The 17,353-nt window shown below is 58.4% G+C and carries 16 protein-coding genes, 1 tRNA gene and 1 pseudogene; 13 read left to right on the top strand and 5 right to left on the bottom strand.

Annotated elements, in window-relative coordinates; all coding sequences use genetic code 11:
- The first annotated feature begins 9 nt into the window (after positions 1 to 9).
- On the top strand, positions 10 to 780 hold the full coding sequence (locus JW799_RS27640) for an SDR family NAD(P)-dependent oxidoreductase (protein WP_080836923.1): 771 nt from the start codon (positions 10 to 12) through the stop codon (positions 778 to 780).
- 29 nt (positions 781 to 809) lie between these two features.
- Here JW799_RS27640 and JW799_RS27635 read toward each other — a convergent pair whose 3' ends face one another.
- Complete coding sequence (locus tag JW799_RS27635) at positions 810 to 2,258, bottom strand: transposase (RefSeq protein WP_205428726.1); 1,449 nt, start codon at positions 2,256 to 2,258, stop codon at positions 810 to 812.
- A 113-nt stretch (positions 2,259 to 2,371) separates the two neighbouring features.
- Between JW799_RS27635 and JW799_RS27630 the strand changes: the two genes are divergently transcribed.
- Complete coding sequence (locus JW799_RS27630; RefSeq protein ID WP_080836925.1) at positions 2,372 to 3,265, top strand: fumarylacetoacetate hydrolase family protein; 894 nt, start codon at positions 2,372 to 2,374, stop codon at positions 3,263 to 3,265.
- 175 nt (positions 3,266 to 3,440) lie between these two features.
- Here the strand turns inward: JW799_RS27630 and JW799_RS27625 are convergent, their stop codons facing one another.
- Complete coding sequence (locus JW799_RS27625; RefSeq protein ID WP_205432702.1) at positions 3,441 to 3,647, bottom strand: hypothetical protein; 207 nt, start codon at positions 3,645 to 3,647, stop codon at positions 3,441 to 3,443.
- A 142-nt stretch (positions 3,648 to 3,789) separates the two neighbouring features.
- Here JW799_RS27625 and JW799_RS27620 point away from each other — a divergent pair, with 142 nt between their 5' ends.
- The 8 genes from JW799_RS27620 (at position 3,790) to JW799_RS27585 (ending at position 14,754) form a co-directional block, all read left to right on the top strand.
- Positions 3,790 to 4,647, top strand: coding sequence for a serine/threonine protein kinase (locus JW799_RS27620; protein WP_205432701.1), 858 nt, complete (start codon positions 3,790 to 3,792; stop codon positions 4,645 to 4,647).
- Positions 4,648 to 4,823: 176 nt separating this feature from the next.
- Positions 4,824 to 5,780 carry an ABC transporter permease gene (locus tag JW799_RS27615; RefSeq protein WP_205432700.1) on the top strand — a complete coding sequence of 319 codons (957 nt, stop codon included), beginning with the start codon at positions 4,824 to 4,826 and terminating at the stop codon, positions 5,778 to 5,780.
- A 22-nt stretch (positions 5,781 to 5,802) separates the two neighbouring features.
- Positions 5,803 to 6,696 (top strand): carbohydrate ABC transporter permease, encoded by an 894-nt coding sequence (locus JW799_RS27610; protein WP_205432699.1) that lies wholly within the window; start codon positions 5,803 to 5,805, stop codon positions 6,694 to 6,696.
- A 101-nt stretch (positions 6,697 to 6,797) separates the two neighbouring features.
- A complete protein-coding gene (locus JW799_RS27605) occupies positions 6,798 to 8,588 on the top strand; it encodes a type 2 periplasmic-binding domain-containing protein (protein WP_240353432.1) in 1,791 nt (596 codons plus the stop codon).
- 120 nt (positions 8,589 to 8,708) lie between these two features.
- Positions 8,709 to 10,493, top strand: coding sequence for a cache domain-containing sensor histidine kinase (locus tag JW799_RS27600; protein WP_205432698.1), 1,785 nt, complete (start codon positions 8,709 to 8,711; stop codon positions 10,491 to 10,493).
- The gene (locus tag JW799_RS27595) at positions 10,450 to 11,847 is read left to right on the top strand and encodes a response regulator transcription factor (RefSeq protein ID WP_080836935.1); all 1,398 of its coding nucleotides are present in this window, start codon (positions 10,450 to 10,452) and stop codon (positions 11,845 to 11,847) included. Before JW799_RS27600 ends, JW799_RS27595 begins: the two co-directional genes overlap by 44 nt.
- Positions 11,844 to 13,481, top strand: a complete 1,638-nt coding sequence (locus tag JW799_RS27590) for an extracellular solute-binding protein (RefSeq protein ID WP_080836937.1) — start codon at positions 11,844 to 11,846, stop codon at positions 13,479 to 13,481. The genes JW799_RS27595 and JW799_RS27590 overlap by 4 nt, the downstream gene beginning before the upstream one ends.
- A 283-nt stretch (positions 13,482 to 13,764) precedes the next feature.
- Complete coding sequence (locus JW799_RS27585) at positions 13,765 to 14,754, top strand: Gfo/Idh/MocA family protein (RefSeq protein WP_080836939.1); 990 nt, start codon at positions 13,765 to 13,767, stop codon at positions 14,752 to 14,754.
- A 499-nt stretch (positions 14,755 to 15,253) separates the two neighbouring features.
- Here JW799_RS27585 and JW799_RS27580 read toward each other — a convergent pair whose 3' ends face one another.
- Complete coding sequence (locus tag JW799_RS27580; RefSeq protein ID WP_139787353.1) at positions 15,254 to 15,358, bottom strand: sporulation protein YjcZ; 105 nt, start codon at positions 15,356 to 15,358, stop codon at positions 15,254 to 15,256.
- Between the two features lie 311 nt (positions 15,359 to 15,669).
- On the opposite strand from JW799_RS27580, the pseudogene JW799_RS29855 reads away from it, so the two are divergent.
- A pseudogene (locus JW799_RS29855) lies at positions 15,670 to 15,982 on the top strand (M23 family metallopeptidase); the annotation flags it as partial.
- A 99-nt stretch (positions 15,983 to 16,081) separates the two neighbouring features.
- Entirely contained in the window at positions 16,082 to 16,432 is a 351-nt protein-coding gene (locus JW799_RS27575) for a copper amine oxidase N-terminal domain-containing protein (RefSeq protein WP_139787237.1), read from the top strand.
- Between the two features lie 37 nt (positions 16,433 to 16,469).
- Here JW799_RS27575 and JW799_RS27570 read toward each other — a convergent pair whose 3' ends face one another.
- The gene (locus tag JW799_RS27570; RefSeq protein WP_080836946.1) at positions 16,470 to 16,754 is read right to left on the bottom strand and encodes a hypothetical protein; all 285 of its coding nucleotides are present in this window, start codon (positions 16,752 to 16,754) and stop codon (positions 16,470 to 16,472) included.
- A gap of 175 nt (positions 16,755 to 16,929) precedes the next feature.
- Between JW799_RS27570 and JW799_RS27565 the strand changes: the two genes are divergently transcribed.
- Positions 16,930 to 17,127 (top strand): hypothetical protein, encoded by a 198-nt coding sequence (locus tag JW799_RS27565; protein ID WP_080836948.1) that lies wholly within the window; start codon positions 16,930 to 16,932, stop codon positions 17,125 to 17,127.
- 104 nt (positions 17,128 to 17,231) lie between these two features.
- On the opposite strand, the gene JW799_RS27560 is transcribed toward JW799_RS27565, so the two are convergent.
- Positions 17,232 to 17,308: transfer RNA gene (locus JW799_RS27560), tRNA-Arg, on the bottom strand.
- Positions 17,309 to 17,353: the final 45 nt, after the last annotated feature.

Below are 17,353 nucleotides of genomic sequence, written 5' to 3'. Positions count from 1 at the left end.
GACATCGCGATGCGTTTGAAAAATAAAGTGGCGATCATTACCGGCGCCGGTTCCGGCATCGGCAGAAGCTCGGCGCTGCTATTCGCCGGCGAAGGCGCGACCGTCGTCGTCGCGGACGCGAACGAGGCCGGCGGCCGCGAGACGGTGGAGGCGGTCAAGGCGGCCGGAGGCGAAGCGCTGCTCGTTCACGGCGACATCGCCGAGCCGGAAGGAGCCGAGGAGATGGCCCGCCGGACGGTCGAGGCGTACGGGCGCATCGACGTGCTGTTCAACAACGCGGGCATCAGCGGGGTCGGCAAGCTGCACGAGGTGGAGCCGCAAGCGTGGGACCGGGTCATGAAGGTCAACGTGCGGGGAGTGTATTTAAGCTGCCGGGCGGTCATTCCGCAAATGCTGGAGCAAAAATCCGGCTCGATTATCAACATGTCGTCAAGCATCGCCGAAATCGGCGTGGCGGAACGGGCATCCTACACCGCCTCGAAAGGCGCGGTGCTGGCGTTGACGAAGGCGATGCAGGTGGATTACGCGCCGTTCGGCATCCGGGTTAACGCGCTGCTGCCGGGAACGATTTTGACGCCGTTCGTCGAAGGGTACCTGAAGCAATCGGCGGACCCGGAAGCGGCGATCGCCTCGATCAAAAAACGGCAGTTGAGCGGCGACCTCGGCCGGCCCGAAGACGTCGCCCGCGCGGCGCTGTTTCTCGCTTCGGACGAATCGTCGTTCGTGCTCGGCTCGCCGCTTTACGTGGACGGAGGGCTCGTCTTCGGCAAAAATGCCTGACGGCACCAGTTATCTAAAAGTCCGGTGATTTAGGTCAGTTGTAACCGTCTCTTCGGCATAAAAAAAGAGGAAAACAACCCAACCAGCGCCGAAATGAGCAGGTCCGACACTGCCTCCATCATCACGGATTTCGGTTTTGGACATGCCAAAACACCGGTTTGTGGTCGCTTTTTCTTAAACCGGCACAGTCTTTTCAGATTTTGAACGATGGCCGTGAGCACCGCCTGCTCTTGCATGCAGTCCAATCCACGGCTCCGTGCGCGGCCCAGGCCATGCGCGACTTTGCTTTCGGCAAACACATGCTCGCACCGCGTCCGCAACTTTTGCAGATGACGGTAAGAACCCATAAGCTGAATTCGTTTGGCTTTGTTTCGAATTTGGATTTCCCGGATTTTGGCCAGCCGTTTGCGTTGTTTCTCCGGATCGTTCGTTTGACGTTTCCAAGCAGGTACATCTTCCAGTGTCAGGTTGCGAAGCGAAACCAGGGGAACAATCCCTTGCTCGAACAACGCTTGCAGATAATCTGTCGTACCGTAGGCTTTATCGGCAGAAAGCGTCCGAATCCGGATTTGCGGATGGGCAAAACGGATCGCGAAGAGCTGCCGCAAGCTCGTTTCACGCTCAGCCGTTCCGGACGCGATGCTCGCTTGCGTAGACAGAATGACGCCGGATTTGATATCCGTCACATCATGCACCAAATACCGCAAATGCGCTTCCTGACCGTTGCTCTTTTTGTACAAGCGGGCATCCGGATCCGTTACGCTGCGGTGGGTCTTGTTCGAGAACGTTTTGCCATGAAAATCTTCATGCGTCGCTTCGTCTTCCAGCAGCCGCTCTTTTTGCGCGGGCGGTGCGGGCGGCTGTCGGTCATCATCGGAATCATGGGCGACACCACCGGTCTCTTCATCTTGCCGGGCCATGCGAGCCAAATAGTCTTCAATCGACTCCACCGGGGCCAGGGTGATTTCTTTCAAGCTGTGAATGGATGCGTTGGCCCGTACCTGGGTGCCGTCGACGCCGACATGCACATCGGGTTGGACCAGTCCCGCGGCGATGCACTGATCGACGACATGTTTCATCAGCTTCTCAAAAACACCGTGCGTTCGCCACAATTTCCGGGTCTTCACCAAGGTCGTCCGATCCGGCAGGGACGGCCGCGATGAGTCCGGGCGCACGACGGATTCGAAATCCAGTCCGCAAAACCACAAATAGCCCGCATGCATGGGCAACAGTTGATACAATTCCCGTTCGGAATGGTTGAACAAATACGAAAGCAGCATCAGTCGAACCATCCGCTCCGGGTCAGCCGCCGGGCGGCCGGTACGTTCCGTATATAGAGGCGCCACCCAATCATGAACGATGGAAAAATCAAGCGCTTCGTTCAGTTGGCGCAGGATGTGCTTTTTCGGCACGAGTTCATCCATATCCACGAATTGGAACATCTGAGGCTGGATAGCCGATGACTTGCGGGCTTTCATACCTAATCACTCTTTCGATAGTCGTGTTACGATATTAATTCGACAAAACCGTGATAAAAGCCTGCTTACGCGGACTTTATCACCGGACTTCTAAAGGAGGTTCGTTATTCGACATGAAGCTTTTGAATTATATCGAAAACGGCAGCGGCAAGCCGCGTCTTGGCGTTCGCACCGAAAACGGCGTGCTGGACGTCGCGGCGGCCGCTTCGGCCGCCGGCGCCAAGGTGCCGGTCTCGATGCGCGAAGCGCTGGAAGGCGGCGCGGCGGCTCTTGAGTCGTTCGTAGCCGGTCTTGCGCCCGAAGCCGCGAAGCCCTATCTCAAGGACGAAGCCGACTTGAGCTTCGGGCCTTGCGTAACCGATCCGGGCAAAATCATATGCATCGGGCTCAATTACCGCCGGCACGCGGAAGAGACGAACATGCCGATCCCGGCGTACCCGATCCTGTTCAACAAGTTTAACAATACGCTGAACGGCCACGGGCACGACGTGCCGCTTCCGTGCACGAGCGCCAAAGTGGATTACGAGGCGGAGCTGGGCATCGTCATCGGCAAGACGGCCAAATACGTCGGCGAAGACGAAGCGCTCGATTACGTGTTCGGCTACTGCTCGTCCAACGATCTGTCGGCACGCGACCTGCAGATGCGGACGAGCCAATGGCTGGCCGGCAAATCGTGCGACGGTTTTTCGCCGATCGGGCCTTACCTGGTGACGGCCGACGAGGTCGGCGATCCGAACGACCTTTACATTCGCTGCACGGTCAACGGGGAGCTCCGGCAAAACTCGCATACGTCGGACATGATTTTCGACTGCAAGCAAATCGTCAGCTACGTTTCGCAATGCATGACGCTGTCTCCGGGCGATATCATCTTGACCGGCACGCCCGAGGGCGTCGTCATGGGATATCCCGAAGACAAGCAGGTTTATTTGCGGCCGGGCGACGTCGTCACGGTCGAAATCGAGAAGCTGGGCGCCATCACGAACCGGATGGTCGCGGAACGGGACTAATCCGGCGCCGCGGGCGCTCCGAGCCGTCGCGGTGTTTCCCGAAAAACGCAAAAAGACCGCCGAAACGGCCACGATCGTGCGCTCGCTTGCTTGCGAGTCGCAACTCAAGGCTCGTTCCGGCGGTTTTTTTTCGAAGATCGGCATTCCGCCATTTCGGGCGCGCAGCCTTATCCGCTTAGCTGCTGAAGTAGCTGCTGTGTTTCCTCTTGTAATGTCCGTGACCGTAGGTCGGACGCTGCGGCGGATAGTAGGGGCCTTTCTTGTAATCGCTGCTGCTGTAACGCCCATGACCGTAAGGCCCGTTGTGGCCGTAATGTCCGTTATGCCCGTAATGCTTCCCGGTTACCGAACCGAGGAGCCGTTTCACCAAGTGTCTGATCATATTCGGACCTCCCGCAGATTAATCGTTGCTTGTTACTAATACGAAAAGAAATCCGCCAGGTTTCGCCATTCGCAGCCTAATTTGCTTCCGAACGGGAACCCCGCCCCTTCGACCGCCGTATGTGAAGGGAGGAGGGATTCGGATGAAGGGCGCGACTTGGCGGCAATGGAGACGCAATTGGATGGATTATCCGCTGCGGCAAGGGTTGAAATGGGCGGGGACGTATCGGATCGAGCAATTTGTCGGCATGGGGAGCTACGGGCAAGCTTACCGCTGCACGGATACGGCGACCGGTTCCGCCGTCCTGCTGAAGCGGGCCAAGCCGAGCAAGGGGGAAGTCGCGCGGAGAATGCTGGAGCGGGAGAGCGAAACGATGCGGCGGCTCGTTCATCCCCAAATTCCGAAATGGCTGGGCGAAGCCGGGCATCGGAACGAAACGGCGCTCGTCATGGAATTCGCGGAAGGCGACACCGTCGAACAGCTGATCATGGAGCGCGGCAAAACGTACGCTCAGCCGGAAGCGCTGCGCGTCGTGCGCGAGCTGCTGCGGCCGATCAAATCCTTGCATGAAGCCGGCTACGTTCACCGGGACGTGCGCATCCCGAACGTTCTCGTATGCGGAGATCTCGTTCGCCTCATCGACTTCGGTTTGGCGTGCCGAATCGGCGAGCAGACGAGGGACGAAAGGCCGGAAGAAACGAAGGACGGCCAGCCCGCCGGTTTTGCGGACAGCTGGGGACCGGTGAAGCAGCGCATGCGCGTTCCGTGTCCGACGAGCGATTTGTACGGGCTCGGCCATCTCTTTCTGTTCATGATGTACGCTTCATACGAACCCGGCGAAAATCGGGAGGAGCGAAGCTGGGAGGAGGAGCTTGCGCTCGAGCCGGACGTTCGGGCTTTCGTTCGGGGCTTGCTGGAGCACGAATGGCCGTCGGCCGCGGAATGCGAGCGGGAGCTCGACCGAATATTGGAAGGTTGGAATTTCGTCCGCTCGGGTTAGATTTTCGTTCGCAAAGATCGAACGGAAACGGCCGAAGGCGAAACCCGCATCTATCCCCTCCCGGGCGGAAAATCCGTTACGATGGAATTGCCCGAACGGCCGAAAGGCCGATCGGCATTCATTTCGAAAACGTTTTCCGCTTTTTTATTTCCTGCGGACATAACGGGAGGAGTTTTATGGAACCGGTTGCCCAAAGCCAAACGAAAAGGATAAGATCAAGTCCTTCGAGCCTCATCCCGGATCGTTACCGATTATTTTTGTTCGCGCTTCCATTTCTTGTTTTAGTATTTATTTTCAGCTATTTGCCTTTGTACGGCTGGATTTATGCGTTCTATAATTACCGGCCGGGCTTCGCGCTTTCGGATACCCCGTTCGTCGGGCTGCAGTGGTTCCGCTCGATTTTTTCCAATCCGACGCAGACGCAGGAAGTGATGCGCGTCATGCGCAACACGATGGTCATGAGCCTGCTCGGCATCGCGACCTCGATTTTGCCGGTGCTGTTCGCCGTCTTTTTGTCCGAAATCAAGTCGCAATGGTACAAGAAAACGGTTCAGGTTCTGACGACGCTGCCGAACTTCATCAGTTGGGTGCTCGTTTACGCAATCGCTTTCATGATGTTCAACGTGGACAACGGGCTGATCAACAAAATCATGATCGGGCTCGGCTTTCAGGAGCAGGGCGTCAATTATTTGGCGACGAACAACCATACCTGGCTTTCGATGATCGCCTGGGCGACGTGGAAAGGGCTCGGCTGGGGCGCCATCATGTACATCGCGGCTATCACGTCGATCGACCAGGAGCTGTACGACGCGGCGAAAGTGGACGGAGCGGGGCGGTTTCGGATGATCTGGCACATTACGGTGCCGGGCATTATGCCGACGTACTTCGTGCTGCTGCTGCTGTCGATCGCCAATTTTATCAACAACGGGCTGGAGCAATATTTCGTCTTCCAAAATCCGATGAACAAGAGCCATATCGAAGTGCTCGACCTGTACGTGTACAACATCGGGATGCTGGGCACGAACTTCTCCTTCGCCACCGCCGTCAGCATGCTGAAATCGCTCGTCAGCATCGCGCTGCTTTTTATCGCCAACCGAATGTCCAAAATCGTTCGCGGAGAATCCATCATCTGATTTCAGGAAGCGAGGTTCGACCATGCTCAAGCGAAGATCGGCCGGCGAAATCGCGTTTAACGTGACCAATTATGCCGTATTCGGCCTGTTCACGCTCATCTGCATTTTGCCGTTTTACTACTTGTTCATCCAGACGATCAGCGACAACGATCTGAGCGCCAGGGGGCTCGTGACGTTTTACCCGAAAGGCATCCACTTCGAAAACTACCGCAAGGTGCTGCAGCTCGACGGGTTGTCCCAGGCGTTTCTCATATCCGTGCTGCGGACCGTCGTCGGAACGATCGCCACCGTGCTCGGCTCGGCGTTTCTCGGGTTTATTTTTACGAAGCAAAAAATGTGGGGACGCCGGTTCTGGTACCGTTTTCTCGTCGTCACGATGTATTTCAACGCGGGCATCATTCCTTGGTATGTCGTCATGCTGAGGCTGGGAATGACCAACAATTTCTGGGCGTACGTCTTGCCGGCCGTCGTGTCGCCTTTTTACGTCATTTTGGCCAAAACGTTCGTGGAGTCGATCCCGGAAGTGCTGCAGGAATCGGCGGAAATCGACGGGGCCGGCTATTTGACGCTCTTTTTCCGGATCATCCTTCCGCTAATCGTTCCGATTTCCGCGACCATCGCGATTTTCGCGGCCGTCGCCCAGTGGAACTCGTTTATCGACACGGTGTTTCTGATGACGGACAAAACCTATTACACGCTGCAGTTCGTTCTGTACAAATATTTGAACGAAAGCAACTCGCTGGCCGCCATCATTCGCAGCTCCGGCGCGCAAAACATGGATCTGTCGAACATGCAGACGGCCAACTCGATCCGGACGACGGTGTCGATGATCGTCGTGCTCCCGATTTTGCTCGTTTACCCGTTTTTTCAGCGGTATTTCGTCAAAGGCATCATGATCGGAGCGGTAAAAGGCTGATCGGCCGCCTGCCGGCGCGTTCCGCTTTAAGGGAGGTGAGGAACGGACTCTCGCAAGCCGCGTTTTGTAAAAACGTTTCTAAAAAAGGGAGGCAATCCGCTTTGAAATCGATTCGTAAACCGCTGCATTTGCTGATCGTCATGCTGCTCGCCGCGGCTCTCGCCGCTTGTTCGAACGGAAACAACGGGGCATCGCCGTCGCCTTCGTCCCCGTCTTCGTCGTCCCCCGCCGCTTCCGGGTCGGCAGAGGCGTCGGCCGAACCGGAGAGGGAAGAGTATACGATCGACGTCTTCTCGATGCTGGCGAACTTCTCGGGCGAGCAGCAGGGCTGGTTCGCCAAGCTCGTCAAAGACAAGTTCAACCTGAACCTGAATATCATTTCCTCCAACCTCGAAGGGGGCGGAGACGTCAAGTTCGCGGCGATGATGGCGTCCGGCGATTTGGGCGACCTGGTCGTGTTCGGCGACGACGGCCAGAAATATTTGGACGCGATCCAAACGGGCATGCTGCTCGACTGGACAAAGGACGGCCTGCTCGACAAATACGGGCAGAACATGCTGAAATACGCCCCGAAAGCGATCGAGAAAAACAAAGCGAACTTCGGCGGCGGCACCGGCGTGTACGGCATCGGCTTCGACGTCGGCGAAGACAAGGACGGTCCTTCCGAGGCGAAGGAGCTGACGTACCATCCGAACCTGAGGTGGGATCTGTACGACAAAATCGGCCGCCCGGAAATTGCAACGATGGAAGATTATTTGCCGGTGCTGAAGCAGATGCAGGAGCTCGAGCCGAAAAGCGAATCCGGCCGCCCGACGTACGCGTTCTCGATGTGGGCGGACTGGGACGGCAACATGATGATGAACGCCAAGGCGTGGGCTGGGCTGCACGGCTTCGAGGAAACCGACGGCTTCAACCCGGGAGGCTTCTCGCTCATTTCGGCCGACACCGACGAGGTGCAGGGCATCCTGGACGAGGACGGGTACTATCTGCGCGCGTTGAAGCTGTACTTCGACGCGAATCAATTGGGGCTGGTCGATCCGGACTCTCCGACGCAAAAATTCGACGACGTCGTCAACAAAATCAAAGACGGGCAAATTCTGTTCTCCTGGTTCCCGTGGCTCGACGACACGTATAACACGCCGGAGCGGCTCGCGGAAGGAAAAGGATTCCACCTCGTGCCGTTCAAGGAGGAGCGGACGTATTCCTACGGCTTCGATCCGTACGGCGGCTCGCGCGTCTGGGCGATCGGCGCGAAAGCCGAGCACCCGGAACGGGTCATGGAGTTCCTCGATTGGATGTACAGTCCGGAAGGCTATATGCTGTCGAACTACGGGCCGGAAGGCATGGCCTGGGAGCTCAAGGACGGGAAGCCGGCGCTAACGGAGCTGGGCGCCGCGGCGATGCCTTCCAACGAAACGCCGATTCCGGAGGAATTCGGCGGCGGCAACTGGAAGGACGGGCGCAATCAGATCAACAACACGACGTTTAAAATTACGGCGACCAATCCGGAAACCGGCGAACCTTACGACTGGATGCTGTGGAGCTCGACGCTGGCCAAGGCTCCGGACAAAATGGAGGAAAGCTGGCGCGCGGCGATGGGAGCGCAGACGGCGAAGGAATATTTGGAGAAAAACGATATGCTCGCCGTCGTGAAGCCGATCTTTACCGGCACGGCGCCGGCGGTGATGAGCCCGGAGCTGGAGCAGAAGAAAGGCCAGGTGGCGACGGTCATCAAGCAATATTCGTGGCAAATGATTTTCGCCAAAAACGAGCAGGAATTCGAAAAGCTGAAGCAGGAAATGATCGACAAGGCGAAAGGGCTCGGCTACGACGAAGTGCTGAACTGGAACATCGAACAGAACAAGAAAGTATTCGAATACCGGAAGCAATAGGCTGGGCCGCAAAGGTATGGAAGGCGCTTACAAAGGTCTTTCATACCTTTGTCCGTACTGGTAGAATGATAGGCAGATGCAAGACAGCGCCATCGGTCGAAGGGAGTGCGGCAGGACGACATGGCGGTTTTACGTATTCCGCATCCTTTCAAAAAAGGCACGCTGCGGCGCACGCTGGTCGTCTATTTGCTGATCGCCTGCTTGTTTCCGCCGGTCTTTTTTTCGCTCTTTACGTATTCTTCGCTGCACTCGGTGCTGACGAACAAAATCCGAAGCGGCATCCAGGCGAGCCTCGAGCAGGAGGCGACGGGCCTCGAAAACGTGCTCGACAACCTGGACTTCGTTTCCAAGCAGTTCGCGCTGGACGGCCGCATTTACGACCTGATGAACGCCTACCTGCAAACGTCCAAAAATTCCGAACGCGCCGAGCTGATGAAGGATATCGAGGACAGCTTCAACGTCGTCAATTTTACGAATCCGGATTTGGGCCTGACCGTTTATTACATGCCGGAAGCCGACGAGCCGATCGTGTTCAACAATTTGGGCGTCCGCGCGGAGTTCGGGATCGAGCGGCTGCCGCTGTTCGTTCCGTACAAGGGGGCGGCGATTTACGGCCCGCATCGAACCCAGTACAAAAACAGCGAAAACATGGTGTTTTCCTCGGTGCGCGAAGTCAATACGGAACGGCATACGGTGTACATTTACCTGGAGTCGAATTACAACTCGTTCCGCCATATTTTGAATAGCGAATGGTACGGGATGAAAGTATCGCACTTTCTCGTGAACGAGCGCGGGGAGGCGCTGTACGTCGACGAGGGCGAAGCGCCCTTCGACCCGCAAGCGCTTTCGTTCGAGCAAACGCGATCCGAGCGGAAGACGTATTTCGGCCATTACCTGTTCGGCTACGAAAGCGAGCAAGGCTGGAAGCTTGTGACCGCCGTCGATAAAAGCGTTTTCAATCATGAGATCGACGTGTGGATCGGCCGGATGGTGCTGCTGTTCGCGGGATCGATCGTATTCGCGATCGTGCTGGCCATGCTGATCTGGCGCAAGGTATACGGCTCGATCCGCAAGGTCAACCGCGAGATCGTGCGGATGACCGGAGACCGGGAAGCGCCCGTCCAGCGGCTGCAGGTCGAGGAGTTCGATTTTTTGCTCAACAATTTTCAAACGATGAAAAACACCGTCAACGAGCTGATTGCGGAAATCGGAGAAAGCGAAAGGATGAAGAGCCGGCTCGAGACGGAGAAGGTGCTCAGCCAGATCAATCCCCATTTTCTCCATAACACGCTGAACACGGTGCAATGGGTGGCCCGGTCGAACGGGCAGGACGAGATCGACCGGATCCTGACGCTGCTCGTCCAGGTACTGCACTACAATATGGGAAAACACAGCCTGATCGTGACGGTCAGGGAAGAAATGGATGCGCTGCGCAATTACATCGAGCTGCAGCGGTACCGGTACGAGGACGAGCTGGATTTCGTGCTGGACGTCGATCCGGAGGCGGAGGCGGTCGAAATTCCCCGTTTTCTGCTTCAGCCCCTCGTGGAAAACGCGATCTATCACGGCAAAAACGAGGAACACGGCGTTATCGCGATCGCCATCCGCCGAACGGAGAAGGAAACGCTGCTGCTGACCGTCACGGACAACGGTCCGGGCATGGACGAGGCGACGATCGGGGCGCTGCTCGAAGCCGGCGGCGAGGGAAGGCCGAAGCGGGGCATGGGCATCGGCCTTCAATACGTCAAGCGGCTGTTGGACAGCTTTTACGGAGCGAAAGACGCCATACGTATCCGGAGCCGGATGGGGGAAGGAACGGTGCTGTCGGTCGAAATTCCGATTCGGAACGGAGGGAAGCTGCATGATCAAGGCATTGGTCGTGGACGACGAGAAGCGGGTGCGTAAAGGCTTCATCTCGCTTGCGGATTGGCAGGCGTACGACATTCAGATCGTGGGGGAAGCCCGGGACGGCAACGGAGCGTTGGAAGCGCTCGGGAAGCAGGACATCGATCTGATGTTCGTCGACATCAGCATGCCCGGCATGTCGGGCTTCGAGCTGATCGAGCAGGTTCGCGTCCGGCACCCGCGCACCCGTTCGGTCGTGCTCACTTGCCATCACGAGTTCGATTACGTTCAGGAGGCGCTTCGGCTCGGAGCGATCGATTACATCGTCAAGACGCTGCTGAACAAAAGCAACGTCAACGAAACGCTGCAGCGGATCGTCAAACGGTTTTCCTGGGAACGGAGGGAACAGGCGGCTTCGGACGAGCAAGCCGGCGTTTTTCGGTCGGCTGCGGCTTTCGTGTCGTTCCGGGCGGAGGCGAAGGCGGAAGAGCTGCTTCAGTGGCTTGCTCCCGGCCGAAAGCCGGAGCGGGCGTTCGACCGGATTTGGCTGCTGCCGCTGGAGGATCGCGATGCCGGGGACTGGCTGAGGGAGCTTCCGGCCCATCTCGCCGAGGAATGGCGCGCGGTTCGCATCGTGTCCGCCGGCCGGCCTTCCGTCAAGGAGGCGGAAGCCGTCATCGGCCGCCATTTGCTTTCCTACCTGTTTTACGGACAGGAAAGGGAGGCGAACGTTCCCGTCCGGCTGGAGGATTTGCAGCCCGTCGCCGAGCCTTCGGAGCAAGCGCTGAACGAAGCGTTCGACGAATGGCTGGAGCTGAGGTGGCTCGTTTACGGAGAGGAGTTCAAGCGCCTCATCCGCAGGATCGAGGAATGGAGGCCGGATCCGGAGCGGATCAGGGCGTTTGGCCGGCGGCTTGTCGCGGATTGGGCGCCGTATTTCGGCTGGGAAGCGGACCGCGGCGCGAGGCTCGAAGCGCTGTCGAACATGCGGAGCTGGAAGGAAGGCAAAAGCTGGCTGGCGGACGCCGCGCTTGGCGTCAGCCAGCGGATGGCCGAGCTCGGTTTTTCCCGGGAAGTGTTCGCCAGCCTCGTCAAATCGCTGCTGTTCATGAAAAGTCGGGCCTGCGCTTCGCTCAACCAGGAGGAGGCCGCCCGCCATGCCGGCATGAGCCGAAGCTATTTCAGCCAATGCTTCAAAAAATTCGCGGGACTGCCGTTCGGCGACGTGCTGCGGAAGCTGCGGCTCGAACGGGCGGCCGAGCTGCTGCGGTCGTCCGATCTGCAGGTAAGCGTCATCGCGAACCGCATCGGCTTCGAGGACGAGAAGCATTTCAGCCGAGTGTTCCGCGAGCATGCGGGCGTCTACCCGACCGAATACCGGGCGGGACGAGGCGCGGGAGGGCGAGACCGATGAGCGGAAGACGGGCTGTTCGGGGCCTGGCCGGCTGCGCGCTGCTGGCCGCATTATGCGCCTGTTCGCTCGGAAGCGGTCCGCAAGGCGGGGACCCGGCAACGCGCGCCGAAGCCGCCGGTCCGCCCGTCACGCTGAACATCGCGCATCTGTATTCGGACGCCCAGCTTCCCGAAGGCGATACGAACGAGGACCATTTTCTCACCCGGTATTTGACGGAGCAAACAGGGGTCACCGTACGCTACGCGTGGGAAGCGATCGACGAAGTGCAATATTGGACGAAATTGGATCTCGCGATTCGCAGCAACGATCTGCCGGACGCCTTCGTGGCGAACCGGGAGCAGTTCCGGCTGCTGACGGAAAGCGGGAGCCTCGAGGATTTGACGGAAACGTACGAAGCGCACGCCTCCGACCTCGTAAAGTCGCTCTACGACTCTACCGGCGGCAAGGCGCTGGAGGACGCGTCGGTGGGGGATCGGCTGTACGGTCTGCCGAACATCGCGATCGAAGCGGACGCGCCGACCTATGTGTGGGTGCGCCAGGATTGGCTGGACCGGCTTCGGCTGCCGGCTCCGAGGACGCTTGGCGACATCGGGCGGATCGCCCGGGCGTTCGTCGCGTCCGACCCGGACGGCAACGGGGAAGCGGACACCGTCGGCATTCCGGTCGATCAGGAGCTTGTGTACGGGGAAAAGACGGGAGTGAACGGACTGAACGGGGTGTTCGCTTCGTTTCGCGCCTTCCCCAAGGAGTGGATTCGGGATAAGGAAGGCAACGTCGTTTACGGCTCCGTCCAGCCGGAAGCGGGAGCCGCGCTCGCCAAGCTGGCCGACTGGTACCGGGAAGGCATCCTGGACCGGGATTTCGCGCTCCGCAAAGATGCGCAGGAGCTCATTGCGACGAATCGGGCCGGCTTGTTTTTCGGCCCGTGGTGGGCGCCTTACTACCCGTTAAGCAAGTCGGTATCCAATGACACGAAAGCCGAATGGAAAGTGTACGCGGCTCCCGTCGATGCGCAGGGCGTTTTCGTCGCGAACCCGGCGCCCGCCACGGACCGGTATCTCGTCGTGCGCAAAGGCTTTCCGAATCCGGAGGCGGCGGTCAAGCTGCTTAATGCGATGACCCGGCTCGAGCGCAGCCTGCTTCCCGAAGACAAGCCGCTGCGCGATATTTCGCAGCAAACCGGTGTACAGCTGCGCAATTACTATCCGTTCAACCTGCTGCTGGACTACCCGGATGCGGTCGTCAAACGGCACGAATGGCTGGTCAAGGCGCTGAACGGGGAAGTCGACCCGGAGGATCTCGATCCCGAGACGAAGCGGTTGTACGACAGCGCCATGCAAGAGCGGGAAGCGCCGCTCAAAAACATGGAGGCGTGGAGCATGACGCAAGCCTACCTGCAGGGCGGCGAGGTGAGCAAGGCGGACAAGGCGTACGTTCCGGGCTTGTTCTACGGGACGACGCCCGCGATGGAACAAAAATGGGAGCGGCTGCAGAAGCTGGAGAAGGACACCTATTTGAAGCTCATCACGGGGGAGCTTCCGCCGGAAGCGTTCGACTTGTTCGTCCTGCAGTGGGAGCGGGAAGGCGGCGAGCAAATCACGCAGGAAGTAGCGGAGGCGGTGGGCGCAAGGTAGCGGGCATCCGCCGCGTGATTGGCCGGGGCGGGGATGTTCGCGGCCGAGAAGCCGCCAAGGAAGCGGGAATCAACTCGAGAAGCCGCAAGAGGCGGGGAAGACGCGGCCGAGAAGCCGCAAAGGAGGCGGGGAGTCGGCCCGAGAAGCCGCGAATCGCGAACGCGCGAAAAAAACGAATGCTCTGCCGATACGGGTTCAAACGTCTGGAAATTTATGAGATAATATAGCGGGAAAGTCAGGTTTTTCGAAGAATGACTCATTCTAATGTAAAGGATGATGTTCGATGTCAGAGCGCACGATTAAATGGGGAATCGCCGGACCCGGGGGCATTTCTTCTTCCTTCGCCAAGGACTTGGCCGGGCTGAGCGATGCAAAGCTGGTCGCCGTCGGTTCCAGGTCTGCGGAAAGGGCGCAAAAGTTCGCCAGCGAATTCGGGGCCGCGCGCGCGTATGGGAGCTACGAGGAGCTTGCGAACGATCCCGAGGTGGAAATCGTTTATGTCGGAACGCTCCATCCCGCCCATAAGGAGAACGCGCTTGCGTTCCTTCGCGCCGGCAAGGCCGTCCTCTGCGAAAAACCGTTCACGATGAACGCGGCGGAAGCCGAAGAAATCATCGCCTGTGCGAAGGAGCATAAGGTGTTTTTGATGGAGGCGATGTGGACGCGGTATTTGCCGGCGATCCGCAAAGTAAGGGAATGGCTGGACGAAGGGAGGATCGGCGAGGTCCGGGCGCTGCGCGCGGATTTCGGGTTCGATTTCGGCTGGAACCCCGGACATCGCCTGCTCGATCCCGCGCTTGGCGGGGGAGCGCTGCTCGACGCGGGCATTTATCCGATTTCGTTCGCGTCGTTCGTCTTCGGCGCCCAGCCGGACAAAATCGCCAGCTCCGTTCATATCGGCGAGACGGGCGTGGACGAACGGTTCGCCTTGCTGTTCGAATACGAGGGCGGCCGAAGCGCGTCGCTCGGCGGGGCCGTGCAGTTGGCGCTGCCGAACGAAGCGTACATATCCGGAACGAAAGGCCATATCCATATTCCGTCGCTGTTTCTGAACACCCGTTCCGCAACCTTGCACGTCAACGGGGAGGAACCGGTCGCGTTTGCCGACGACCGGACGTCGATCGGCTACGCGTTCGAGGCCCGGGAGGCGATGGCCTGCCTGCGCGAAGGGCGGACGGAAAGCGCCGCGATGCCGCTCGACGAGACGCTGGCGATCATGCGGACGCTCGACCGCATTCGCGCGCAGTGGGGCTTGAAATATCCGTTCGAGTAAGGGGAATAGCCCGGGGATAAGGGGATCGCCTGGCGAGAGACGAAAGAATCGGGAGATAGCCTGAGGAAAAGCCGGGCAGACGCCGGAGCCGCTGCATACGCGGTTCCGGCTTTTTTTCGGCGTTTCGGGCATGGGTGCGCCGTTCGGGCCGTGCGAAGCATTTTTCCTGCGATATCTCCCCCTCCCCTCGGGAAGTCGGCTCGGCCTTCATGGGGGCCGCCCGAGTTTCGGCTGCTCATCTTGACCGGCCATACGTTCTTGAGTGCCGCCTATGTCCATGATCCCCGGGAGAGCTGCCATTCCGGACGCCAACAGGCGTTTTTCTTGTTCCGTCATTCGCTAATCCACAGGTCTGGACGTTTTCCATTGAAGGATGAGGATGCGGGCGGGCCAAACCGCATAAAAAAATCCGCTTCCGTCAAGCGGAAAGCGGAAAGTCATTCATCCTGCCATGCTCGGCTAAGCAAGTCGGATTGAAGGAGGAATGAGGCCCCGATTTTTAGTAGCCGCCCCAACCGGCTTTCAGGATAATGACAAGGAGGATAAACAGAACAAGAGCGAATGCAGCACCGCCGCCGTACCCAGCTCCACCAGCATAACTCATCGATATCACCACCGGAACCGTTTTTGTGACTTCCGCCACCTTGTCAATATATGTCGGCAGCCTTGCATGGCAAGTACGCATGCCTACCGCATCCGCAAATCCGCGCATGCCCAAGCGGTCGCGTTGCGGCATGGCGCCCTGCGGTATTGCCCGTGCGGGCGATTGACGCGTTCGGCCGGAGCGCCGTTGTCCTTAACGGTTCTCCGCCGATTGCGGCGATTAATCCACAAGGAGCTAGCGCGGCGCAGGCATGACGTAGTACGGTTGCCACAATAGGATACAGTCTATTATCCGTTGCGGAGGGACCGGAAATGTCAAAATGGCCGTTCGATTCTCGTTTTACGCTGACCAGCCCGTTCGGGATGCGGCTGCACCCGGTTTACGGCGTTCCCAGGTTCCATCGCGGCGTCGATCTGGTCGTGGCGCCCGCAAACGGGCCGATCCATGCCTTTACTCCCGGCGAAGTCCTGCATGCGCAGATGGGCGTTCCCGGCAGCGGTTTCGGAAATTACGGCATCGTGGTGGCGATTCGCGACAAATACGGGTATTTGCATTGCTACGCTCATCTTTCGTCGGCAGCGGTCGTCGGGACAGCAGGTCAAGCAAGGCCAGCGGATCGGGAATCAGGGCAATACGGGCGTCGGCACCGGCGCTCATCTTCATTATGAAATCAGGAAAACGTCCGGCCCGTCTTACGGCTATACGCCTACGGAAGCGGGAGTGGTGGAGCCGGCGCAATACTTGGCCGATTATTACGCCCGGGAGCCGAGACCGGACGAGCGGGAGGAGCCGGAAGAGGAGGGCGTCAAAGTCGTCGTTAACGATAAACTCGCCGGCTACGGCCGAGTTATCGACGGTCATGTCTATTTGCCGCTGCGCGAGCTCGGAGCAGCGCTGGGAAAGGCCGTCCATTGGGACCATGAGGCCAAAAAGCCTTATGTCGACGGAAAGGCGGTTGCTGCGTTTAGGATCGCGGACGGAATGGCCTTCGTCGGCGTTCGGGCGGCCGCGGAGCTGCTCGGGGCCGTCGTGTCGTGGCACCCCGGAGCGGAGAAGGTGTTCGTTTATTTGTAGAAAAATCCCCGCCTGGCCTGGGCCGGGCGGGAACGCGTCAAATTTTAAAATCCTTCAGTTTGGAAATGTCGGCTTTGGAGTTGCCCAGTCTAGGTTGAGGCTTGGAAGGCGCCAGATGGCTGGCCAACACATGCAGGTTGTGAGAAATATTTTGCAAATGCTCGATGGCAACGCCAAAGGCAAAAAGGACAATTCCGCCCATCATGCCGCCCGCCCACCAAAAGAAACCGATCCCCCAGCCGTAGTGATCCGCCTGCACGACGCCGACGATGACGGCAAGAATAACCGTCGCAACCGAAAGCCCTTTCAGAATGCTGTCCAAAACGCTCCCTCCATTTCCCTTGCCGGAGAAATCATGTCCTCACATTTTACATGAAACTTCCCGTTTTCGCGATAGTCGGCTATCTTTCCCTCGGGCGCGGGCGTTTTTTTATTCTTGAAAAGGAACGTTTGTTCTCTTATAATAAGAACAAACGTTCTATATGGAGGCAAGCGTAATGGACAAATACATCGGTCGTCGAGTCGAAATTATATACGAAGACAGCAAGGGAACGACCACGAAACGGCTGGTGACGATTTATTCGATCCGCAACGGGAAGGCCCGAGTTTTGGACTGGGGCAAGAAATCGTTCCGGACGCTTAGCGTCAATCGGATTTTGGCGGCTGTTCCTGCGATCGAGGGACGAGCTTCGTGAACGCGGCGATCCGATAAAATGGGCCGCTGACGAAAAAAATCCCGAAACCCTCGATGCGGAGGGGTTCGGGATTTTGCGTTTTATCGGCGTTATTTAAGTAAAACTGGCGTCCCAGGAGGGATTCGAACCCCCGACAACTCGCTTAGAAGGCGAGTGCTCTATCCAACTGAGCTACTGGGACAGCTTGATTATTTTAACATACTGTCGTTCATCTTCTCAAGGGCTT

The organism is Cohnella algarum (assembly GCF_016937515.1).
In the GTDB taxonomy this organism is placed as follows: domain Bacteria; phylum Bacillota; class Bacilli; order Paenibacillales; family Paenibacillaceae; genus Cohnella; species Cohnella algarum.
This window is presented reverse-complemented; position numbering and strand designations above follow the sequence as displayed.